Origin of the sequence: Streptomyces sp. ICC1 (assembly GCF_003287935.1) — a bacterium.
In the GTDB taxonomy this organism is placed as follows: Bacteria; Actinomycetota; Actinomycetes; order Streptomycetales; family Streptomycetaceae; genus Streptomyces; species Streptomyces tritrimontium.
Map to the genome: position 1 here is coordinate 6,812,209 of NZ_CP030287.1, position 23,666 is coordinate 6,835,874.

At 68.8% G+C, this 23,666-nt stretch carries 12 protein-coding genes and 2 pseudogenes; 7 read left to right on the plus strand and 7 right to left on the minus strand.

Annotation, left to right across the window (positions count from 1 at the left end; genetic code table 11):
• Nucleotides 1–109 precede the first annotated feature (109 nt).
• Entirely contained in the window at nt 110–1,771 is a 1,662-nt protein-coding gene (locus DRB96_RS31920; RefSeq protein ID WP_112451589.1) for a recombinase family protein, read from the minus strand.
• Between the two features lie 299 nt (nt 1,772–2,070).
• Complete coding sequence (locus DRB96_RS31925) at nt 2,071–3,333, minus strand: amidohydrolase (RefSeq protein WP_112451590.1); 1,263 nt, start codon at nt 3,331–3,333, stop codon at nt 2,071–2,073.
• A 130-nt stretch (nt 3,334–3,463) separates the two neighbouring features.
• Here DRB96_RS31925 and DRB96_RS31930 point away from each other — a divergent pair, with 130 nt between their 5' ends.
• The 5 genes and pseudogenes from DRB96_RS31930 to DRB96_RS43305 all read left to right on the plus strand — a co-directional run bounded on the left by DRB96_RS31930 (nt 3,464) and on the right by DRB96_RS43305 (nt 15,731).
• Nucleotides 3,464–3,811: a hypothetical protein gene (locus tag DRB96_RS31930; RefSeq protein ID WP_112451591.1), complete on the plus strand. Its 348-nt coding sequence runs from the start codon at nt 3,464–3,466 to the stop codon at nt 3,809–3,811.
• Nucleotides 3,812–4,021: 210 nt separating this feature from the next.
• A pseudogene (locus DRB96_RS31935) lies at nt 4,022–4,366 on the plus strand (bifunctional DNA primase/polymerase); the annotation flags it as partial.
• 809 nt (nt 4,367–5,175) lie between these two features.
• Nucleotides 5,176–8,727: a LamG domain-containing protein gene (locus tag DRB96_RS31940; RefSeq protein WP_239516598.1), complete on the plus strand. Its 3,552-nt coding sequence runs from the start codon at nt 5,176–5,178 to the stop codon at nt 8,725–8,727.
• Between the two features lie 159 nt (nt 8,728–8,886).
• A complete protein-coding gene (locus tag DRB96_RS46075; RefSeq protein WP_275432035.1) occupies nt 8,887–15,480 on the plus strand; it encodes an RHS repeat-associated core domain-containing protein in 6,594 nt (2,197 codons plus the stop codon).
• Nucleotides 15,477–15,731 (plus strand): hypothetical protein, encoded by a 255-nt coding sequence (locus tag DRB96_RS43305; protein WP_162688943.1) that lies wholly within the window; start codon nt 15,477–15,479, stop codon nt 15,729–15,731. Before DRB96_RS46075 ends, DRB96_RS43305 begins: the two co-directional genes overlap by 4 nt.
• Before the next feature lie 396 nt (nt 15,732–16,127).
• On the opposite strand, the pseudogene DRB96_RS31950 reads toward DRB96_RS43305, so the two are convergent.
• The 5 genes and pseudogenes from DRB96_RS31950 to DRB96_RS31970 form a co-directional block, all read right to left on the minus strand.
• Nucleotides 16,128–16,232 (minus strand): annotated as a pseudogene (locus tag DRB96_RS31950) (IS5/IS1182 family transposase); the annotation flags it as partial.
• 159 nt (nt 16,233–16,391) lie between these two features.
• Nucleotides 16,392–17,888: a hypothetical protein gene (locus DRB96_RS31955; RefSeq protein WP_239516418.1), complete on the minus strand. Its 1,497-nt coding sequence runs from the start codon at nt 17,886–17,888 to the stop codon at nt 16,392–16,394.
• A 187-nt stretch (nt 17,889–18,075) separates the two neighbouring features.
• Nucleotides 18,076–18,972 (minus strand): geranyl diphosphate 2-C-methyltransferase, encoded by an 897-nt coding sequence (locus DRB96_RS31960; RefSeq protein WP_112451594.1) that lies wholly within the window; start codon nt 18,970–18,972, stop codon nt 18,076–18,078.
• A 14-nt stretch (nt 18,973–18,986) separates the two neighbouring features.
• Entirely contained in the window at nt 18,987–20,390 is a 1,404-nt protein-coding gene (locus DRB96_RS31965; RefSeq protein ID WP_112451595.1) for a family 2 encapsulin nanocompartment cargo protein terpene cyclase, read from the minus strand.
• Nucleotides 20,391–20,561: 171 nt separating this feature from the next.
• Complete coding sequence (locus DRB96_RS31970; RefSeq protein ID WP_112451596.1) at nt 20,562–21,974, minus strand: family 2B encapsulin nanocompartment shell protein; 1,413 nt, start codon at nt 21,972–21,974, stop codon at nt 20,562–20,564.
• Nucleotides 21,975–22,446: 472 nt separating this feature from the next.
• Between DRB96_RS31970 and DRB96_RS31975 the strand changes: the two genes are divergently transcribed.
• Together DRB96_RS31975 and DRB96_RS31980 are read left to right on the plus strand one after the other, a co-directional pair.
• Nucleotides 22,447–22,680, plus strand: a complete 234-nt coding sequence (locus tag DRB96_RS31975; RefSeq protein ID WP_112451597.1) for a DUF6213 family protein — start codon at nt 22,447–22,449, stop codon at nt 22,678–22,680.
• Between the two features lie 210 nt (nt 22,681–22,890).
• Nucleotides 22,891–23,649: a VOC family protein gene (locus DRB96_RS31980; protein WP_162688805.1), complete on the plus strand. Its 759-nt coding sequence runs from the start codon at nt 22,891–22,893 to the stop codon at nt 23,647–23,649.
• The last annotated feature ends 17 nt before the right edge of the window (nt 23,650–23,666 follow it).

Genomic DNA, 23,666 nt, shown 5'->3' on the forward strand with positions numbered 1-23,666 from the left:
CGGAGCCGTGGTCAGCTATGGTCACCGCCCCGACCTGCTGCAAGGAGCTCGGAGCCTATCCACGTGAGACATCCTCTCAAGGCCCCCGGTGGAAAGGGGGGCCGCGGTCTCACTCAGGAGAGGCTGGACCTCGATTGGTCGATTCTGTCTCCAGGACCTCCTGGAAGATTTTCAAGGCTTCAAGGCTCCATGCCTCTTCGTCGCTCGGCTCAACAGATTCAGCCAAGGCATCACTCGCCCTCTCGGCGACGTCATTCGGCGTGATGATGCAGATGGCCATGTGCCGCGCGTTCGCCCTGGGTCGGCTCCGAATGAAGAGCCGAATGCCAGCCTGGCGAAGGAAAGGCCCCTGCTCCTTCCAGCCGTTCATTTCGGACCACCTCTCGGCGTACGTCTGGCCGGTCCCAACAACCTCCCACCGACCTGGAACGAACGGCTCAGCCATCAGTTCCTCAAGGTTGGCCGCATGCCGCTCCATCGCACCGGTCAGGGAGGCCACCACTACAGGAGATGCGGCCAAGGCGATCGATTGCGACAGATTGCCGATGGCACGCTCAAGTTCCTTGATTTGCTTCCTGTTGTCCCTACCCGGTACGTACTGACGCTGGGTGATTTCTTCGCCACCCAGCTTGCCGAGGACCGCGCGCTCCGCCGCTGCGTACACCTGGTCCTGAGGCCAGGAGACAGAGAAATCGCACGCCTTGCCGTTGGACCAGGAAGAGCAGCGGAAGTACTTGTGGTGCCGGATCTCTCCCGTGCTCAGCTTCCCGATCGAGCTGTTCTCGTACATCTTCCTGCCGCACGGACAGTAGAGCAGTCCCGTCATGGGAGACGCGTTGGACTTGATTCCGGCACGATGTCGACCTAGCGCGGATACCGCCGCCTGCAACTTGGCGAATTCCCCATCGCTGAGGACGGGATCAGCCCATCGAACAGGAACTCCATCGCGAAGGAGCGGCTCGCCTCCATGCATGGCGATCCCCCTGAGGATCGGTTTCTTCAGCATCTTCCCCAGGGTGGACGTGGTCCACCTGGTCCCCTTGACAGCCGTCTTGACCCCGGCCTTCCTCTCGCCCCCGTTGACGCTCCGCTGGTAGTCCTGCGACGTGAGGACACCACGCTCATTCCAGTCCTGACACAGGCGGCTCATGGACCACCCCTGCTCCGCGATTCGCTCGTACGCCTCACGGATCATGGGGCCCGTCACCGGGTCGATGAGCAGTTTGTAGCGCTGCCGGCCCTGATGTTCCGCGAGGACCGGCCGATAGCCAAAGGGCCAAGTCCCACCACCCCAAAGACATTCATCGCGGTAGTACTGAGTCTGATTCCGGCGCTGTTGCACGATGGCTTCGCGGTACTCCTGCGCCTGTGTCGCCTTGATGTAAGCGATCATCCGGCCATTGCCAGGAGTGATGTCCAAGGCCGGGTCATCAAGGCAGATGACGTCCTTGCCGTCTTGGTAGCACCTGTCGGCGAACATCTCCCAGTGCGTCTGGTTCCGAGTGATGCGGTCCAGGGAGGTGACCATGATCGCGTCCCACCGGTACCAGAGCGGCTCACGCATCCACCTACCGAGGCCAGGCCGCTCGTCAGGGCGGACTGCCCCCGAGATGAACGAGTCCTCTACGTCCCCCACCACATCGAACCGGCCCTCAGCGGCTGCGCCGTCCAAGGCCTCGACCTGACGCGCCAAAGCAGAGCTGTCCTCGGAATTCCGACTGATGCGACGCATCTTCAGGACACGAGTACCCGGTGACGGCCTGTACGGCATCTCACTCCCCCCACACAGTCCCCTATCGATGAAACTCCATGGTGATCCTGTTTTCTGAGGGCAGGAAGCCAATCATTCGAAACCTCACCCGTTCGAGTACCAGGTGAGCCGGAATCCCTGAGTCGGCGGGTCAGCGGGATGTGCGCTCGACGCCGAGGCGGGTGCGGACGCCGGGGCCTCGGCGGACGTCCCCGGGATCAGCGGGCTGGTCATGGCTGACGGGTTCCGGGCCCCCGCGGGACTCGCGGACGAGCCGGCGGCGGTACTGGACGAGCTCGCCGCCCCGGCGAAGGCGGCGGTCAGTGCGTGACGAGCGTCCCCGCCAAGTGGTCGTACGCGGCGTGCGCGTGCAGCCGTACGCCCGTGGCCAGCGTGGCGTCGTCGGCGTAGAAGGCGGGGTGGTGGTTGCCCACCAGGCCCCGGCCGCCGGGGACGGCGACCGGTTCGCCGCTCGCCGGGTCCAGGGCGGTGTCCTGGACGCCGAGCATCACGTACAGCCCGCCGAAGCGGGTGATGAGCTCGGAGACGTCGTCGTAGCCGAGCGTGCCGCCGACCTCCACCACCCGGTCCGCGCCCGCGACCCGGCGCAGGGTGGGCAGCGCGGCCTCGACCCAGGCCGGGTCGTTGCGCACGGCGGGCACGTCCTGGAGCAGTTCGACGGTCGCCGAGGCCCCGTACGCCAGCGCGGTGTGCTCGGCCAGCACCGTCAGCCGGCGCTTGACCTCGGGCATGTCCCGCTCCTCGGCGCAGCGGATCGTGCCCCACAGGGTGACCGTCTCGCCGATGACGTTGTACCGGCCGACGTCCTCGATGTGGCCGATGGAGACGGTGACCGGGGAGAACGCCGGGACCTGCCGGTAGAGCTGGCCGATCCCGGTCAGCAGCGCCCCGGCGGCGGGCATCGGGTCGACGCCCTGCCAGGGGGAGGAGGCGTGCGACTGGCGGCCGGTGACGGTGACGCGGACCAGGCAGGAGGCGCCGTACATCGGGCCGGACCGGTAGCCCACCCAGCCCTTGGGGTGCGGGGTGACGTGCATGCCGAAGGCCATGGTGGGGACGGGGTCGGCGAAGGCCCCCTCGGCCACCATCAGGCGCGCCCCGCCGTCCTCGCCGACCGGCGGCCCCTCCTCGGCGGGCTGGAACACGAACAGCACGGTGCCGGGCAGCCGTTCGCGCACCCGTACGTCGGCCAGTGCGCGCGCGGCTCCGAGGAGCATCGCGGTGTGGCAGTCGTGGCCGCAGGCGTGCGAGGCCGGGCCGGCGGCGGCGAACTCCGCGCCGCAGCGGTCCGGGACGGGCAGGGCGTCCATGTCGGCCCGCAGCGCGGCCACCCGCCCGCCGGGCCGGCCGCCGCGCAGCACCCCGACCACGCCGTGCCCGGCGATGCCGGTGCGGACCTCGTCGAGTCCGAAAGAAGTGAGCTCCCGCGCGACGAGCCGCGCGGTGGCTGCCTCGCGGTTCGGCAGCTCGGGATGGCGGTGCAGGTGCCGGCGCCAGCCGATCACCTGCTCGACTCCCTCGTCGCAGAGCCGGTCCAGTTCCTCGTGCACACCATCGGCCATACGCATGTTCTAGCCGATGCGACCCCGTGCGCGGGCCCTCTCGGGCCATCTTGCGCGACGTTGGACAATGGACGGTGGCCCGGAAGCTTTTCGGCCCAGCGCCTTTCCCACGTGCAGCAGGAGGACACGCATGGCAGAGCCCGAGCGGACCGAGCGCAGGCTGCGGCCCGCGCAGCTGCTCTTCGAGCCGTCGGAGACCGTCACGGACCCGGAGCACTTCTTCGACCTCGAATCGATCGACGACCCGCGGGAGCTGCTGGTCCGGGCCACCGAGCTGACGCTGGCCTTCCGGGCGGCGCAGGAGCGGGCGGTGGAGTTCCAGGCGGTGGCGGCGGCCCAGCTGGCGGATCCGCGGCGGTTCGACCGGCTGTCCGCGCGGACCATCGCCGAGCAGGCGGAGTGGACCGAGGACTACGCGCACAAGATGATCGAGTTCGGCGAGTCCCTGCTCCGCGGGACCGCGCCCGAGGGCCCCTGAGCCGGGCGGGGCCAGGGCCGGCGGCTAGGGCCCGGCGGCCGAGCGCCCGGCGCCCGGGCCCCGGCGGCAGCCGCCGCGGGGCCGGCCCGGCGCCGGGTGGGTCCGACCACTGGCATATGCGGGACGCAACATACCCCAGGAGCACCCGGCGCGTCCCGGTTTCCCGTAACTCCCGGGGACCGGTCCGCTACAGCGGGTAGACCTTGTCATATGACGATCCTGACCGGCTGCCCCGCCCTCGACGTGCGGACGAGCGCCCCCGCGACCCATGTCACCCCGGCGGGCGCCGCCTGGCTCGCCTCGGCGTCCGCCCACCCCCAGGGCACGCTGGCCGCCTGGCAGGCCCGGCCCACCGCGCCCGCCGTCCTGCCCTGCGGGACCGCCTTCGACGTGGTCAACGTCCCCGTCGTCCTCGGGCGCCGGATGCTGGACCTGCTCTGGGCCGAGGGCCCCGGGTCCGGACCGGCCGCCGTGCACCGCGGCCGGATGCTGCTGTTCGCCGCCCCCGGCGCCGCCCACCGGCTCCCGGCCCTCCTCGCCTGGGAGGAGGGGGGCCCGGCGGCCCCCGGTCCCCTCTACCCATCTGACGCTGCCGCAGGTCTCCTCCTTGCGGCGACTCCGCGTCGTGGGCGCGAATCCGAGGCGGATCGAATTGTCACAGAGGTCCGCAGTCGGACTGTCGAGGCTCGGTCCACTCAATCGGCCCTGAGCACCAAAAGGTTGCCAAATTATCCAAATCCACAACCCATAGGTACACTTTGTCCTGAATTTCCACTTACGCCCTATCGCCGCGTCAGGCGGTTTTCACGGCACCGGACTTGGCCACAAAACACCTTTCACAGAAAGGGAGTTGCCATGCAGGTGAAGCCAACTGGAGCGACACCCAGCCTCCCTCTCTTCACAGAAGTGAAGTCATGATCTACTGTCTATCTGCGACAGACGGACTGATGGGGGGGCCTCTCAGCGTCCGTCTATTCATCGCGGGATATTGAGACCAGTCCAGAATGCAATTTCGCCACGTCTAGCCTACCCGCATATCTCCTGGATCCTGCGGACCTATTCAGGCTAGCTGGCCATAGCGGGATACCAGGGACTTGCGAACCAGTCCTTCCCTCCCGCGCTGCGCGGAGAAAAAATTTCCTCTCCGTGGCAGCCAGCAGCATGCAATCAATGTTCGACCGCTGCGGCGGAATGCTGAATCGGTGTGGGGGCTGGGGAGGCCTCTGCGCCAAAGAAGATGGGGAAATATGTCTGTAATCGAGGGTAGGCAGCTGCGCTATGCCGTAGCGACCACGCTCGGGCTGACGCTCATGATGGGTTTCACTTCGGCGTATGCGCCGCCAACTGCCGCTGCTGATGCGCCGGTGAGTGAGAACGAGCAGGCGCTCAAGGACGCGAAGAAGTCGGGTAAGCCCGTCGAGGTGGTGAGTGAGCGGACGGATTCGTCGACGACGTTCGCGAATCCGGACGGGAAGTCGTTCCGTCTGGACACCTCGGCCGTTCCGGTCCGGGTGAAGGCGAAGAGCGGCTCCGGCTGGGTCGCGCCGGACGCGACGCTGGAGGTCCGGGCGGATGGTTCGGTGGGTCCGAAGGCGGCGGTGGCGGGTGTCAGCTTCTCGGGTGGTGGTGACGCGGCCGATCTGGTGACCATCGAGCACGGTGGGCGTGCCATGTCTCTGGACTGGCAGGGCGGTCCGCTGCCCAAGCCGGTCCTGGACGGTGACAGCGCCGTCTACCCGGAGGTCATGCCGGGTGTGGATCTGAGGATGACGGCCACGCTGAAGGGCTACCGCGAGGTCCTGGTCGTCAAGACGCCGGAGGCGGCGAAGAACCCGAAGCTGGCGCGCGTCGAGTTCGACCTGAAGGCCAAGGACATCCAGCTCAACGCGAGCAAGGACGGCGGCCTGTCCGCCACCGATGCGAACGGCAACCGGGTCTTCAAGGCGCCCCCGGCGCTGATGTGGGACTCCAAGGGCGTGCCCGCACCCCCCGCCCTCTCGGCGAAGGAGAAGGTCTTCGCGGCCAAGTCCGAGGGCGGGGCCCTCCCGAAGCCGCCCGAGGGAGCGGAGCCGGTGGCGGAGCCCGGGGACGGTCCGGCGCTCGGCTCTCAGGTCGCGCAGATGGCCGTTCACGTCGACGCCGACTCGCTGGCCGTCGTACCGGACGCCGCGCTCCTCAAGCAGAGCGACCCGGCCGCCTTCCCCCTCTACATCGACCCCTCCGTCGCGCTGGACGACGGTACGGAGCACACGGCCCTGCGCAGTGACGGCGTCTCGTTCTGGAACTGGGACAACGGGGACGACGGCATGGGCAAGGGCATGGGCAAGTGCGGCTCGTGGAACGGCTACTACTGCGGTCCGGGCTACGTGCAGCGCCTGTACTTCGAGTTCTCGCCGAACAAGCTGGTCGGCAAGGAAGTCCTGAACGCACGCTTCCGGATCACCGAGCCGTGGGCGTTCCAGTGCGATACGCGCAACGTGTGGCTGGTGCGCATGGACGCAGAGATCGGTCCGTCGACCACTTGGGGCAACAAGCCCAATTACGCCGACCTGATGGGTGACCGCTGGCTGTCGGCCGGCCGGGGATCGGCCTGTGACCCGAACTCGCCGGCGGCCCCGGTCGAGTTCGCGGATGCCGCGGATGAGCCGGACGAGAACCTGACCCCGACCGTGCGTGACTTCGCCAACGGCCGCTACAACCGTTTGGACCTGGAGCTCCGTGCCGAGGACGAGTCGGACACCGCGGCGTGGAAGCGGTTCCGTAATGACGCGGTCCTGTCCGTGGACTACATCGGCAAGCCCAACACCCCCATCTACGTCGGCCTGGTCACGGGCACGGGGGAGATCTGCTCGGGCGACGTGGCCAAGCCGTCGATCGTCTCCGACCCGACGCCGGCGATGACCGCGATCACCGAGACCGTGTGGGGCGGCGAGCCCGGCGCCCAGCTGCGGATCCTCATGCAGACCGAGAAGAAGGAGACCAACGGCACCTGGACCCCGGTCAAGGCCAACGCGGCCGACGCCGACTACGTCAGCCGGCCGTCCTCGGGATTCGTGGGGGACAACGTCAAGGTCACCAGTGACCCGCCCGTCACGCTGACGGACGGCACCCAGTACCGCTTCCGGACCTGGACCCGCTCGTACGCCGACGGCAACGAACGAACCAGTGCTCCCAGTGCGGACTGCTACTTCAAGGTCGACTCCACGGCCCCCAAGATGCCGGCGGTCACCTTCGGAGCCCCGTACAGCCAGTGCACCAGTACCGCTTGCACGGCGGCCGGCAAGCCCGGCCAGGCGGGTCAGTTCACCTTCGCTCCGGCGAGCGGCGACACCGTCACCGCATTCCAGTACAAGCTGTCCACGGACACCACCCCGTGGACCGAGATCGCCGGCTCGAACCCGACCGTGGCGATCACCCCGCCGCTGTCGGGGACGATGAAGCTGAGCGTGAAGGCCAAGGACTCCGTGGGCCGCTGGGGCGCGACGAGGATCGTCGACTTCGCGGTCAAGGAAGGCCCCGACCCGATCGGCTACTGGACCTTCGACGAGGCCTCCGGCCAGGCCATCGACACCTCGACCACCGACCCGGCGCTCAAGAAGAACATGTACCTCACCGCCGGGGCCCAGCGGCCCCAGGCCGGCCGAAGGGGCTGGGTGCAGACGCCCACCCCGCACGAGGACCGCGCACTCCAGCTCACGAACAGCCAGTACGCGAACAGCTCCAAGCCGGTATTCGACACCCGCACCTCCTTCACCGTGGCCGGCTGGGTCCGCCTGGACCGCACGGACGGCACCTTCTCAATGCTGGGCCAGAGCGGCAAGAACTTCAGCGGTGTCGCCATCACCGCCACAGCCGGCCAGCCATGGTCGATGCAGATGGCCACGAACGACACGGCGGGCGGTAACGGTGCGATCAGCCGGCTGAACGGTCTCAACCCCGCGCAGGCCGGAGTGTGGACCCACGTCGCCGCCACCTACAACGAGACCACCGACCTCGCGAAGCTGTACGTCAACGGACAGCTCCAAGGGCAGATGACCGTCACCAACCCCATCGCCTCCACCGGAGTCATGGCAATCGGCGCCGCCAAGCAGAACGCCGCCTGGTCAGAACAGCTCCCGGGCCGGATCGACGAGGTCAAGGCCTGGCAGGACGAGAAGAGCGCCGTCGAGATCAAGCAGGACGCCTCCCTCATCAACCCTGACACCGACAAGCCCCACGTCGATCTGGCCGCCATGTGGGACCTCTCCAAGCCGGGCACCACGTTCGCCGACATCTCCGGCAGCGGCCACCCGCTCACCCCGGGCGCCGGCGCTTCCCTCAACAACGGGGCCCTGGTCCTGAACGGCACCACCCAGGCAGCCACGGCCGCCGGCCCGGTGGTCGACGACTCGGGTTCCTTCACGGTGACGGCGGAGGCGAACCTCGACAACGCCCGCCTGCTGGACAAGCCGGACGGCTACAAGGTCCAGGTCATCGGCCAGCGCACCGCCACCGGTTCCTCCTGGGGCCTGTGGTTCGAGAAGACCGGTGTCCGTCCTGAGCCGAACGAGCAGGACCCGGACAACGATCTGCTCTTCGTCGAGGGTCTCTGGCACTTCGGCCGCCTGACGGCCGACGGCACAGGCACGTCGGTCGTCAGCAAGGAACTGGCAGTGCTGAACTCGGGTGTGCAGGTGACCGGTGTTCACAACGCCCAGAGCGGGACCATCACCCTCTATGTCGGCCGGGCCGGCCAAAACCAGCCCGAGGCCTACACGGCCGCGGTCGGCAGCGGAGAACTCGCGGTCGGCAAGGGCTTCACCAACAGCGCCTGGGGCAACTTCCTGCCCGGCGAGATCAAGGGCATGCGCCTGTGGTCCGGCGCCATGCAGGACAACCAGCAGATCTCCGACACCGTTTTCGGCGCCGGCAGCTGACCGACCCCGTCCCACTCATGACGTGCCGTGGCCGCGCAACCGCGCGGCCACGGCCCTTCCCCACACCCGAAACCTTTTGGAGTATGCATGCCAAGCCGTTCACCAGGCGGAAGGGTCCGCTACAGACTGCCTCTGATAGGCGCCCTCACACTCGCCGTCGTGGCGTCAGGGGCCCTCACGCCGATCGCGGGAGCCGCTGACCTTCCCGGCGCCCCGAAGATCGCCAAGCACAAGGACGCCAAGGTCAAGGCCGTCAACGCCCAGGGCGCCAAGGCGGCACGCGAGGCGGTCGCCAAGACCCAGGCGGAGAACAAGGCCCAAGCAGACCGGGCCCGCACCGAAGCCAAGGCGAACTGGCCCAAGGCAGCCACGCTCGAGCAGAGCGGTTCGGCCGCCCGGTCGGGTTCACGCCCGTTGGTCGACGTACGGTCCACGGCCCGGGCCAAGAGCCCGCTGCTCAATCCGGCACTTCCCAAGGGACCGGCCGCGCCCGCCGCTGCCGCGCCCGCGAGCGGCGCCGGAAAGTCCACCGTCAAGGTCCTGGACCAGAAGGCGGCACAGAAGGCCGGGATCACCGGCGTTCTGTTCACCGCGACCAACACCAGCGACGGTCCGGCGCAGCTGAGTGTCGACTACGGTTCCTTCGCCTCCGCGGTCGGTGGTGGCTGGTCGACCCGGCTTGGGCTGGTCAGCCTGCCCGCGTGTGCGCTGACGACTCCCGAGAAGGCGGAGTGCCGTAAGGCCACGCCGCTGCCCTCGGCGAACAGCATCAAGAACCAGACGCTGACCGCCGACGTCGCCTCCCTTCCCGCCGGTACCCCGGCCGCATCCAAGTCCAAGGCTCCCCCGGCGCAGGCCCCGGCGGTCTTCGCTGTCATGGCCACACAGACCGCTTCGCCCGTGGGCGGCGGTGACCTCGCGGCGACCCCGCTGTCCGCGTCCTCCAGCTGGGAGTCCGGCTCCTCCGCCGGCGCCTTCACCTGGTCCTATCCGGTAGGGGTCCCGGCGCCGGCGTCCGGTCCCACGCCCTCGCTGTCGTTCTCGTACAGCTCGGGCAGCATCGACGGCCGGACCGCGAACTCCAACAATCAGGGCTCCCAGATCGGTGAGGGCTTCGACCTGACGTCCTCCTACGTCGAACGCAAGTACGGCTCCTGTGACGACGACGGCCAGAAGGACAAGTTCGACCTCTGCTGGAAGTACGAGAACGCCTCGCTCGTCCTGAACGGCAAGTCCAGCGAGCTCGTCAAGGACGACACCAGCGGCAAGTGGCGCCTCAAGGACGACGACGCCTCCCAGGTCACCTGGGGCACCGGCGCCGACAACGGCGACGGCGACGGCGAGTTCTGGAAGGTGGTCACCGGCGACGGCACGACCTACACCTTCGGCTTGAACAAGCTGCCGGGCGCCGGGGCCGAGCGCACCAACTCCGCCTGGACCGTCCCCGTCTTCGGTGACGATTCGGGCGAGCCCGGCTACACCAAGGGCTCCACCTTCGCCGGCCGCTCCGAGGTCCAGGCCTGGCGTTGGAACCTGGACCTGGTCCAGGACGTCCACGGCAACGCCGCCACCTACTGGTACGCGGCCGAGACCAACAGTTACGCCAAGAACGGCGACAAAACCGGCCTCGCGTCCTACACCCGCGGCGGAACCCTCTCCGAGATCCGCTACGGCCAGCGCACCGACACCCTCTTCACCGGGATCACCTCCCACAAGGTCACCTTCGGCTACGAAGAGCGCTGCTTCGCCGCGAACTGCACCTCGTTGACGAAGGACACCTCGGACAACTGGCCCGACGTCCCCTTCGAGGCGATCTGCGAGGCCTCGGCGCCCGACTGCAGGTCCACCGGTCCGGCGTTCTTCACGCGCAAGCGCATGACGAATGTGAAGACGTACGCGTGGTCCACGGCCCTGGAGCCTGACAACTATGCGCTCATCGACACTCTCGACCTGACCCAGGAATACCTGGACGCCGGCGACCTCGGCGACACCAGCGACCAGAGCCTGGTCCTGAAATCCATCAAGCGCACCGGCAACAACGGCGGGACGGTGACGGTCCCGCCCGTGGACTTCACCTACCACATGAAGCCGAACCGGGTAGACGTGGACGGGGACAACATCGTCCCGCTGAACCGTCCCCGCATCAACACGATCACCTCCGAAGCCGGTGCCATCACCACCGTCACCCTCTCCAACCCGGAGTGCGTGCGCGGCAGCAAGATGCCGGTGGCCGAGGACGACAACGCGCTGTCCTGCTACCCGGTGTACTGGCCGATCAACGGCGGCGACCCCAAGCTCGACTGGTTCCACAAGTACAACGTCGCCGCCGTCACCATCGCCGACCCGGCCGGCCAGAACGACCTCGTGGAGTACTCCTACGAGTACGCGAACCCCGGCTGGCACCACAACGACGACCCGCTGACCCCCGAGAAGGAGCGGACCTGGTCGGACTGGCGCGGCTACGGCAAGGTCACCGCCTACACCGGAGTCGTCGGCAAGACCCGCTCCAAGACCGTCAAGGTCTACATGCAAGGCATGCGCGGCGACACCCGCAAAGCCGGCGGTGCCACCCGCACCACCACCGTCGCGGCCGTCGCGGTACCCGGTCTGACGATCCCCGACATAAACGACGACGACCAATACCGCGGGTTCCAGCGCCAAGCGATCACCTACGACGGAGCCACCGCGATCTCCGTATCGGTCACCGACCCCTGGAGCAAGCCAACCGCGAGCCAGCAGAAGTCCTACGCCAACATCAAGGCGTACTACGTGCGGACTGGCACCACGTACGGCCACACCCTGCTGACCGCGTCGAACACCTGGCGCACCACCCGCACCGACAACAGCTACGACGACGTCTACGGCCAGCCGACGCAGATCTCGTCGTCCGGTGACACGGCCAAGACCGGCGACGAGACGTGCACCCGCACCTGGTACGCCCGCAACGACGCCAAGGGCATCACGGGGCTGACCTCCCGCACCCGCACCGTCGCGGCCGAGTGCTCGCTCACCGACGACAAACTGACCCTCCCCGCCAACTCCGCGACCCGCGGTCACGTCCTGTCCGACACGGCCACCGTCTACGACGACAACGCCGCCACCTCCTGGAGCGCCAACCAGACCCCGACCCTGGGCCTGCCCACCTGGACCGGGCGCGCCCAGTCCTACCCGGCCGCCAGCGGCACCAGCGACCGCAACCCGGCCGGCGCAGCCGGCTGGCAGACCATCGGCAAAATCGCCTACGACACCGGCGCCGCCAACCTCGGCCGCCCGCTGAGCGCCACCGACACCGCCGGCAACATCTCCACGACCACCTACACCCCGGCCGCCGCCGGCCCGCTGCAGGTCACCGTGGTCACCGCACCGAAGCTCGCCTCCAACGGCCAGCAGCACAAGACGTACACGTACACGGACCTGCGCGGCTCCACCGTGCGCTCCATCAACCCCAACATGGGCTCGACGTACAACACCTACGACGGCGCGGGCCGCATCACCGCGACCTGGCTGCCCAACCGCGCCAAGTCCTTGACGCCGAGTGTGAAGTACGACTACCTGCTGGAACGCGGCAAGCAGCCCTGGACTTCGGTGTCCACTCTGTCGGCGGGCAGCGGCTACGAAACCGTGTACGCGATCAGCGACGCGCTGCTGCGCCCGTTGCAGACCCAGACGCCGGCGCCGAACGGCGGCCGGATCCTGACCGACACCCGCTACGACTCCCGCGGCCTGGCCTACGAGTCCTACGCCGACATCTGGGACAAGGACAAGGCTCCCGGAGGCGTCTACACGCGAGCCGAGTACGGCAGCACCCCCGCCCAGTCGCAGACCGTCTTCGACGGGGCCGCGCGGGCCACGACCAGCAAACTGCTCGTCTACGGGGTGCAGAAGCAGACCACCACCACCAGCTATACCGGTGACTCCGTCGCCACCACCGCCGTTCAGGGCGGCACCGCGAGCCGCACCATCACCGACGCGCTCGGGCGGACCACCGAGACGCGTACCTACGGCGGCACCACACCGAACGATCCCGCCTACGGCGGCACCACACCGGGCACCGCGTACACCAGCGTCGTCCACACCCACACGGTTGACGGCAAGTCCGCAACGGTCACCGGCCCCGACAGCGCGAAGTGGAGCTACAGCTACGACCTCTTCGGCCGGACTGTAAGCAGCACCGACCCCGACAAGGGCATATCCACCTTCACCTATACGGCCCTCGACCAGATCGCAACCACCAAGGACGCCCGCAACACGGTCCTTGAATTGGCGTACGACGAGCTCGGCCGCAAAACCGGCCTGTGGACGTCCCCGAAGTCCGACGCCACCAAACTCGCGGCATGGACGTACGACACCGTCCGCAAGGGCGCCGGCACGGACGCCATCCGCTACGAGGGTGGCCTGACCGGCAAGGCCTACACCAAGTCCGTCACCGCGTACGACACCCTGGGCCGCCCCACCACGACCCGCCTCACCCTCCCCACCGACGACCCGCTCGTCACCTCCGGCGCCATCACCGCCACCACCGAATCCACAGCCGACTACCGGCTCGACAACACCCTCGGAAGCACCTCCGCCGCCGCTGCAGGCGGCCTGCCCTCCGAAATCCTCACGACCCACTACAACGACTTCGGCCTGCCCACAGGGCTGACAGGGCTGACCGGCTACGTGCAGAACGTGGCGTACTCCCCGCTGGGCGACGTCGACCAAGTCACCCTGGCCCGCTCCGGCGCGGCCGGTGTCCGCAAGACGTTCATCGGCAACACCTACGAGGAGGGCACCCGCCGCCTGCTGCGCTCGACGGTCAACGACCAGACGCACAACGGCATGCTGCAGGAGCTGACCTACAACTACGACCAGGCCGGCAACGTCCTGTCGATCTTCGACTCGGCCCCGCTCAGCGGATTCACCAAGGCCGACAACCAGTGCTTCACCTACGACGCCCAGCGCCGCATGACCGAAGCCTGGACCCCGAAGACCGCCGACTGCTCGACCGCCGGGCGCACCGCCGCCAACCTCGACGGCGCCGCCCCCTACTGGAACAGCTACACGTACACCGCGTCGGGCCAGCGAGCCACCGAGAAAACCAACACCGGAACCCCGCAGACCCGCACCTACTGTTACGACCCGGCCCGCCCGCACGCCCTCGCGGCCACTACCACCGGCGCCACCTGCACCGGCCTCACCGCCCAGTACACCTACGACAAGACCGGCAACACCACCAAGCGCGCCGAGACCCCCGGCAGTCCCACCTCGCAGACCCTCGCCTGGAGTCCGGAGGGCAAGTTGGCCAAGACCACCGAAGGCACCACGGCCACCGACTACGTCTACGACGCCGACGGCCAGCTCCTCATCCGGCGCGACCCGGCCGGCGAAACCGTCCTCTACGCCGGTGCGAACGAAGTCCACCTCAAGGGCACCAAGAAGTGGGCCACCCGCTCCTACGGCATCGTCGGCGCCAAAATCGCCGTCCTAACCAACGAATCCGGCACCGCCAAGCTGTCCTTCGTCGCCGGCGACGGACACGGCACCTCCTCGCTCGCCGTGTCCGCGGACGACACCCAGACGGTGTCCAAGCGGTACACCACCCCCTTCGGCGCCCCACGCGGACCCGCCACCACAACCTGGCCCGACGACAAACGCTTCCTCGACAAACCCCAGGACACCAGCACCGGCCTCACCCACATCGGCGCACGTGAATACGACCCCGCCCTCGGTCAGTTCATCAGCATCGACCCGCTCCTGAGCACAGACCTCCACCAGTCACTCAACGGCTACAGCTACGCCAACAACAACCCGGCAACATACTCCGACCCCACCGGCCTGCGTGAAATGTGCGGCGCCTCAGGAAACTCCTGCTACGAAAACGACTACAACAACGACGGCACCAACAACAAGGATGGGGACCGCAGCACCGGTAACGGAACCAACGAGTGCGGGAACGACCCCGACTGTCGCCGCGGAGGTAGCGGCTCAAGCCGCTCAACCACCCCGACTAAAACGAAGACCAAATCCCCCGTTTGCAACTACTCCACAGGCATCAACTGCGGCGGGCAAGGTGGACCGCCGGGACGCGGGAGTGGCAAGGGCGCCGCGGGTACCCCTGTAGGGCCGCACTATGTAGCCGGCACCTGGGTCAATGAATCAGTCCCCTCACAGGGCTGCCAGACCACAACTACCTGCACCATCGTCTACGGCGCCGCAGTTGTCGCCGGCGGCGTAGCAGTGGCACCAGTCGTTTTCGCAATAGGACCAGAAATCTTGGCCGCCTGCCTGTTCAACCCAGCAGGATGCGCGGAGACCTTCACCGAACTGGCAACCGGAGGTGCAGCAGGCGGCAGTCTTCCGAGGCCAGGCGGAACCCTCAGGTCAGTCAATCCGACTGGATCAAATACAAATTGCGCAAAATGTTCGATTGCGACCGACCTTCGCCTACAGGGCAAGAACGCAACTGCCGGTCCCGGCCCCCTGACCGACGCCAGTGACCTGGAAGCCCACTTTGGTTCCCTATTTCGTTCGACTAAAGGACGAGATGACATTTCGCGCGAATTGCTCGAACGCGGGAATGGGGCACGCGGCATAGTCTACGGCTTCACAGTCGATAGCAAGGGGGGCGTTGACTGGGGCCACTTCTTCAACGCGGTGAACGATGGAGGTAACATTAAGTTCCTGGACGGGCAGGCTGGCGGGTACGCAGACCTGTCATGGCAGCACATGGGCTACATGGACTTCATGTATACGGGAGGCGGCAAGAATTGACGATTGAGGAGCACCAAGCGAGGGAAATTGCGGAGCAGTTTGGGAGATCCAACATCGAAAAATGGGACGAGTGGGGCTGCGAGATCGAGATCTCTGAAAAGTTCGCATCTCCAGGAAATATCGTCTTCTCCTATCCAGCGAGAGGAGTATCCCCGAACGGGAAGCCATACCGAATTGGTGGAAATGTTCCAATCCTGGTCGATCTGGAAACCGGCTACTGCAGGTTCGAGCAGCCGCCTTGGAAGGCGTAGCTACTTCTTCGTGAGATCTGATTAATCCTCGAGGGCTTGCGAGTAGGTTCGGGTTCTTTCCTGCGGACTCAATTCCCATTTACAACAAGGGCTCAGGGTAAGCGTCATTAAGCCCCTTCCAACCTGATGGTGCTGACCGCAAGTTGGACAGGCCACAACCCCACGCTGTAGCTGGTGCGCCCATCGCGACGCCCGGCAGGGACTTGTCCCTGCCGGGCGTCGCGATGCCCGCCCGAGTTGGCAAACTCGGGTCCCCTACGTTCCTCATGCGCCGCCGTCCCCGACGATGTCCACCGTTCCGGCCAGTGCTGTGTTCGTTGGCAGTCACGATATCCACCGGGCATTCGGAACAGTTCCCTGCTGGGCCTCCGCCGTGCCACTGAGCCTTTTCCAACCTCATGTTGAGGCGTGGTGGAGGACGAGGACGGCCTTCACGATGTCGGTGATCCGGTTGGTGCTGCAGCGGAGCTTCCGTAGGAGGCGCCAACCCTTCAGCACGGCCATGATCAACACAGAGTGGTCCTTCGGCAGCGTCAGAGGTGTATAAGAGACGGCCGTGACCCTGCTGCGCCGCGAAACCGCCTACCAGAGCGCGGCGGCCCTCGCCTTCACCGCCCTCACCCAGGCGTGGGCGTCAACCACCGCCCGCCAGGACACCCCCTAGCCCTTCAGGCGGCGGAGCATCTCCTCGGAGACGCGGCGCTGGAGGTCTGCCAGCTGGTCCGGGGTGTAGCCGGTGAGGTCGCCCGGGTCCGCCGGGTTCCCGGGCTTCTGTTTCTTCTCCTCCTCCCGACGCTGGAGTTCGCGCTCCTCCGGTGAGCCGGGTGCCGCGTACGCGCACCGGATGAGCGCGCCGTCGGCCGCCTTCAGGCACGTCGCCTCGCGGCCGTCCACCTGGCCCCTGCCCTCCACCCGGTAGCGGATGTTCTGTTCGCTGCCGACCGTGGCGGTCCAGGTGCTGCCGCCGGTGGGAACGAGCTCGAAGACCCTGTCGTCGTTGTAGCAGCAGACGTCCCGGTACTCGGCCTTGATCAGCGCGACGAGCGCCTTCGGCGACGACCACGTCGGACTGAGCCGGTGGACGGTCATCGGCGCCAGCCCGGCGCCCTGGTGGCGCGTCGGCACCGTGGACACGGCCACGACCGAGCGGGCCTCCCCCTGCGGGGTGAGGGGGGTGACGTACGCGCTGCGGCCGCTCGTGTCCCGGTACTTCAGGGTGAACTCCGACTCGTTGCCCTCGTTGGCGCCGTCCTCGGACTCGTCCCAGCCACTGCGCTCGAACCACCAGTCGGAGAAGCTGCCGACCGCCGCGGTGCCCTCCCGCTGCCGGGCCGCGAGGCTCAGCGGATAGGACGGGCCGGGGACCGCGGCCGTGTCGGTCGTGATCGTGAGCTTGCCGGTCCGGCCGTCGTAGAGCGCGAGTCCGGCGGGCCGCTCGGTCACCACCAGCGTCCCGGTCTGGCGCTTCAGCGGGACGACCACGGTCGGGGTGCCGCCCGAGCAGGTGACGTAGGCGTCGCCGGCGTCGAAGCGCAGCCAGCGCTTCTGCGCCGAGATCTTCCGGCCGAGGTTGTGGTTGAACCAGCCGCCGATCCTCGCATCGGCCACGTCCACGTCGAAGGAACAGCGTTCCTGCGTACGGCTGTTGCCGCCGAGCGGAATGTCCTGCACGAGGCCGACCTCGTATCCGGACAGCCAGCCGCGCCGTTCGACGAGGGTCGCGAACCGGTCCGAGTCCGGCAGGTAGGTGATGTCGGAGATCTCGCCGGTGACATCGCCCAGGTGCGGAGCGGCCTGCGCTTTGCCGACCACGTAGGGCGCCCTGGCCGCCAGTTCGGGCACGGCCTCCGCCACGATCCGTACGTCCCGCATGTACTCCCGGTCCTGGAGGTACGCGCCGTACACCAGCCACCAGATCGTGACGCCCAGCCCGAGGACCCCGCACAGCCAGCCCAGGGCGACCGCCGCGCCGCCTCCGCCGCTCCGGCGGGCATCGCGCCCCTTCCCGCGGAGTCGCTTCACCAGCAGCCACACCGCGGTGACGGCGACGACCCCCAGCAGCGGTACGGCCAGCCAGGACAGGATCTTGCGGAACTCCCAGATCACGATGGTGGTGAAGTACGAGGCCCACCAGAGGAAGAGACCCGCGAGCAGCACGGGTAGCCCCACTTGCCATGCCCGTTTCATGCACGCCCCCCGACGTCGGCCTGCCCGGGTGTGTACCCAGCCTGCGGACGGCTCAGTCACGCCGGCCTCCGGCCCGGCGCGAGGGGGCCGTGCCCGTCGGACGACGGGCCCGGCCCCCGGGAGGCGGCGACGGCCGGCGGCGCGGCCCCCGCGCCCGTCAGACGCGGTCGGCGGCGATCAGGACGTACTGGAAGGAGCCGTCCTTGTAGGAGTTGATGAACGCCTCTTCGATGCCGGTGACCAGCCTGGACGTGGCCCGCAGCTCCCAGTAGGGCAGGGTCTCGGGGGTCAGGTCGATGACGGCCTGCGGTACGAGGCGGTTGTCGGCCATGGCACGCAGGTACTCGCGGCGGGAGTGGATGTTGCACTCGAAGTGCGCGTTGATCTGGGAGACCCACTTCGAGGGCTGGCCGTAACGCGGGTTCCAGCAGCCGGTGACGGTCACGTAGCGGCCGCCGACCTCCAGGACCCGGGAGTGCTCGGCGAACAGGTCGTGCAGGTCGACGTACATGCTCGACTCGTTGTTCCACGAGGCCGCTGCCTGCCCGGTCTCGAAGGGCGTGCCGAGCATGTTGCAGACGCGGGCGCGGACGTGGTCCTCGATGCCGAGCTCACGGGCGCGCCCGTTGGCGAAGTCGGCCTGCTTGGCCGACAGGGTGACTCCCTCGACCTTGCATCCGAAGCGCTGGTGGGCCATGACCATCGAGCCGCCGCGGCCGCAGCCGGCGTCCACGAGCGTGTCGCCCTGCCCGATGGGGCCGAGGTGGTCCAGGAGCAGTTCGGCCTGCGCCGACTCCAGCCGGTGGAGTTCGGCGACCAGCTTCTTCTCCGCTTCGCTGTCGTCCGCGTCGCCGAGGGCGGAGTGGTCGACGTCGCCGATGCCGTAGTGGTGGTGGTAGAGGCCGTCGACGTCACCGAGGCGCAGGTTCACCGGCCGGGCCTCGTTGTTCCAGTAGCGGGCGATGTCCCCCTGATACGGCGTCGCGGGCCCGGGGATGGTCACGGAGGGGCCAGCGGTGGTGACGGTGGCGGGTGTGAAATCGGTGCTGGTCACGAATAGGTCCGTCCTTACCAGAAGTCGGGCAGGCTGTAGCGGTAGGTGTTGGTCTGGTGCCAGTGGTGGTTGCCGTCGACCCACACGGCCACTCCGCGCAGGAAGCGCAGCACGCTCGGGACGGGGCAGGCCGCCGCCAGGGCGGCGGCTTCGGCCTCGAAGTCGTGCATGAGCTCGTTGTGGACCTCGACCGCCTTCAGGTAGGCCTCCTTGTCGGAGGTCCCCTCGCGTTCGGCGATCACCACGGGCAGGTTCATGTGCCGGCCGGGGGCGGCGAGTTCCTTGGTGTACGAGTACAGGTCGTTGACGATCGTGGTGGCGTTGCCGGCGAGCGCGATGACCCGCTGCATGTGCGCCTGGGCGTGCAGGTCGGCCGGCAGTTCGTAGCCGCCGACGGTGTCGGTGATGGTGGGGCAGGGGCGGAAGTTGTTGAACTGGCGCATGGCCAGGTACTCCCACACTTCCGGGACGTACTCCGTCTGGGCCCAGGCCGCCTCCGCGAGGTACCCCAGGTGCAGCCGGGCCATGTCGTGCCGGTACCGGTCGGCCTGGGACGGGGTGGATTGCCGGACGAAGTACTCCATGGCGGAGCGGTAGGCCCGCCGGGGCGCGTCCGAGTGGAGCGACCGCTCCCACTGCGGCTCGTACTCCTTCGTCGTGTGGAGGGGGTCGAGGGCGGTGTGCGCGAGCAGGAGTCGTCCGCCGAGGCCGATGGGCGAGCCGCCGTGGTCCTCGCAGTAGCAGTCGTCGACCGCGTTCTCGGCGACCATCAGCCGGGTGGCGATCATCAGGTGCTCGATGGTGGGGGCGTCCGGGTGGCAGGCGACCATGTAGCGCCCGACGGAGAAGCCGTCGAACTGGTCCTCCCAGTCCTCGGGGTACAGCTCCACCTCGTCCAGCGCCCACGCCTTGATCCTGCGGCTGACCTCCTCCACCCGGACCGGGTCGGGCTCCGCCACCGGGTGGTGGTAGAGCCCGGGGATCGGACGGCCCGCCGGCGGAGCGCCGGGCTCCGCGGCCGCCGGGGGCACGGCGGGGCCCTCGCGCCGGGCCGGGTGCAGGCCGACCGTGCCCAGGCCGCTGGGGCCGCGCAGGATCCGTTCGAGGGCGGGGTTCACCCGCCCGGCCGCGGCGGCGGCCTCCCCCGCCGGCCCGGCACCCGGGGCGCCGATGCCGGGTGCGGGTACGGGCGCGGCCACGGGCGCTTCCGCGGGCACGGCCCTGGCGGGAAACGCGGGGCCGGTGGGCAGGGCGGGCGGCAGCGCGGTCAGGGCGCCGGAGGCATCGGCTCCGGCTTGCGCCTGGCCCTGCGCCTGGGCTTGTGCGTGGGCCAGGGCCGCGCCGAGGATCTGGGCCCCGAAATGGGCCGCGGCCGCGGGCAGGCTCGACTGCAGGGGGGAAGGCCCGGGATCGGTCATCCGTGACTCCTCGGTGGGGTGGTGGGGCCGTCCCGGATCCCGGGCGGGCTCGGCCGGCCCGGGAAGGCCCGGGCCGTCGCGGCGGGCGCGGCTGTCCCGGCCGTCCCGTCCCGGGGAAGGTCGGCTGGGGGCCTGGTGCCGGTGAACCGTTCCGGTCACAGCACTGGGTGCTCAGCCGCTCCGGCGGGCGATCTGCACGTTCTCCAGCACGCCGAGCGCGTCGGGCACCAGGATCGCGGCGGAGTAGTAGGTGGTGACCAGGTAGGAGATGATCGACTTCTCGTCGATGCCCATGAAGCGCACCGACAGGCCCGGCTCGTACTCCTCCGGCAGACCGGTCTGGCGCAGGCCGACGACGCCCTGGTTGTCCTCGCCGGTTCGCATGGCCAGGATCGAGCTGGTGTTCTCCTTGCTGATGGGGATCTTGTTGCAGGGCAGGATCGGCACCCCGCGCCAGGCCGGGACCTGCTGCCCGCCGACGTCGACGTGGTCCGGGTAGAGCCCGCGGGCGTTCAGCTCACGTCCGATCGCCGCGATCGTCCGCGGGTGGGCCAGGAAGAACTTGGTGCCGCGGCGGCGGCAGAGCAGCTCGTCGAGGTCGTCCGGCGTGGGCGGGCCGGAGTGGGTCTGGATCCGCTGCTTGAAGGCGGCGTTGTGGAGCAGGCCGAACTCCCGGTTGTTGACCAGCTCGTGCTCCTGGCGCTCGCGCAGCGCCTCGATGGTCAGCCGGAGTTGCTCCTCGGTCTGGTTCATCGGCCCGTTGTAGAGGTCGGCGACCCTGGTGTGGACCCGCAGGACCGTCTGGGCGATGGAGAGTTCGTACTCGCGCGGCTTGAGTTCGTAGTCGACGAACGTGCCGGGCAGGTCGGCCTCGCCGGTGTGGCCGGCCGACAACGCGATCTCGGCCTCGCCGTGCTTGTTCTGCCGCTGCAGGGGCAGCGAGCTGAACTGCTCGATGTGGGCCTGGAGGTGCGGCGCCGCGGCCAGCACGGCGGCGAAGTCGGCGCGGGAGAGCGTGAGCAGCGTACCGGCGGTCTCCGCGGTCGCGGTGTAGTCCCAGGCGGCATCGGCGTCCAGCAGGGCGTTCTCGCCGAACCGGTCGCCGTCGGCGAGGGTGGCGACGGTGACGTCGTCGCCGTACTTGCCGATCGAGGTCTGGCTGATCCGGCCGTGGGCGATGAGGTGGATCTGCTCGGCGGGGGCGCCGCGCTGGACCAGCACCTCGCCGGCACGGAAGTCGCGCTGGGCGCACCGGCCGGCGATCGCCGCCAGCACCTCCTCGTCGTCGAAGCCGTGCAGCAGGGCCAGTTCGCCGAGCTCGCGGGGGATCACCCGGACGTGGGCGCCGTCCTGGACGAACTCGATGCGCCCGTCGCCGACCGTGTAGCTCAGCCGGCGGTTCACCCGGTAGGCGCCGCCCTTGGTCTCCACCCAGGGGAGCATCCGCAGCAGCCAGCGGGAGGTGATCTCCTGCATCTGGGGGGCGGACTTGGTCGTGGTGGCGAGGTTGCGGGCAGCCGACGTGCCGAGGCTGGACTGCTGAGGAGGATCCAGCTGGGCTTCCGGGCTGGTGTCAACGGTCATCGGGGCGAGCGCTCCTTCGTAAGGGCGGTGATCGGCGTGCGTGCGCTTCACGGTGCGGGAGGAAAGGAGGGGAAAATCCTGAATCCGTCCGGATCCGGGGGAACCGTAACCGCCGGTGGGCCCGGCTCCACGGGCAAAAACGTTGGGGTTGCTTCGTTCCAGTGATCTCCTCCCACAGGAGGTTTGCCCCGACGAACGACGAGGTTTCGGACTGGTCGAGACCTGTCCCCGTGAGGGGCGGCCGACCGGCCGTGGACCCCTTCGCACGGTGCGCCTGCCCGGGCCCGGGTGGCCGGCCGCGGGGGCCGGTACGGGTTCGGCGCGGGGCCGGGACGAGGTCGGTACAGGGCCGGGACGAGGTCGGCGGAGAGGGCCGCCCGGACCGGGTGCCCGCGCCGCGCGATTGCCGGGCCGCCGAGCGGGTAACCGCTTGGTGACACGTCCGGACGACGTTTCTCGGAGAGGCGGATCCATGATCCAGGTATCGATCCCGCTGGTCCCGGCGGATGACGGCGCACTGCTGATACCCGCCGATCACGTCACCGACCTGCTGCGCCGCCTCGCCGCCGACTGGGTGGAGCCGGCGGACCGGGGGGCGACGCGGGGCGACGAGCAGACCGTCCTGGACCTGGCGGGCGTGCTCACCGAGATCGCCGATCAGATCGACGTCGAATGCATCGGGTTCGCATCCGCCCCGAAACCGTAGTGCGGCTCCGGGCTGCCGCCCCCGGGTGCTGCCCCCGGCACTGCCCCCGCGGCTGCCGGCCGCCGCCCGCGCCGGGGGCGCGCGGCGGGGGCGCGCGGCGGGCCCGCGAGTAATGTAGGAAGAGCCCGGGTCGCATGAGGCGAATGGGGTTGGACTGGCGTGTCGACATCAAGCCACGAGACATTCGGTGCACCGTGCTGGGTCAGTCTCATGACCCGCGACCTCGGTGGCGCCCAAGAGTTCTACGGCGCGGTCCTCGGCTGGGAATTCCGTCCCGGCCGGCTCGGCGAGGGCTTCTCCGTCGGCTTCCTCGACGGGGTCCCGGTGGCCGGCCTCGGCGCACTGGCCCGGGCGTTCTCGATCCCCGTGGCCTGGACGCCGTACTTCGCCGTGGACGACGCCGACCTCACGGCCGCGCGCATCCGCGAACGCAGCGGGACCGTCGCCGTCGGCCCCCTGACCTTCGGCACCGGCCGGGCGGCGCTCGCCGCCGACCGCGACGGGGCGACCTTCGGGATCTGGCAGGGCAGCGCGATACCCGACTGGGGTGTCGGCGGCGAGGCCGCGCCCGCCTGGCTGGAGCTGCGCACCAGGAACGCCTTCGACGCCGCCATCTTCTACGGCGAGGTCCTGGAGTGGGCCTGTGACCACGCGGGCTGCTGCGAGGTGGCCTACGCGGAGGAGGACGACCACATCCTGCTGCGCCACGGGAGGCAGACGGTGGCCCGCCTGCGCGGCGGGGCCCTGGCCGAGGCCCCCGACCCGAACGTGCGGCCGCGCTGGGACGTCCACTTCCGGGTCCCCGATGTCGAAGCCGCCGTGAAGACGGCCACCGCGCTGGGCGGCAGCACGTTCCCGGACCCGGACTCGCCCCCGGGCCCGGGGCCCCTCAACCTCGAGACCACCCTGCGGGACCCCGACGGCGCCGTGTTCTCCGTCGTGGGCCCGGCCGGTCCGGGACTCTCCTGACACGGGCGGGAGGGGCT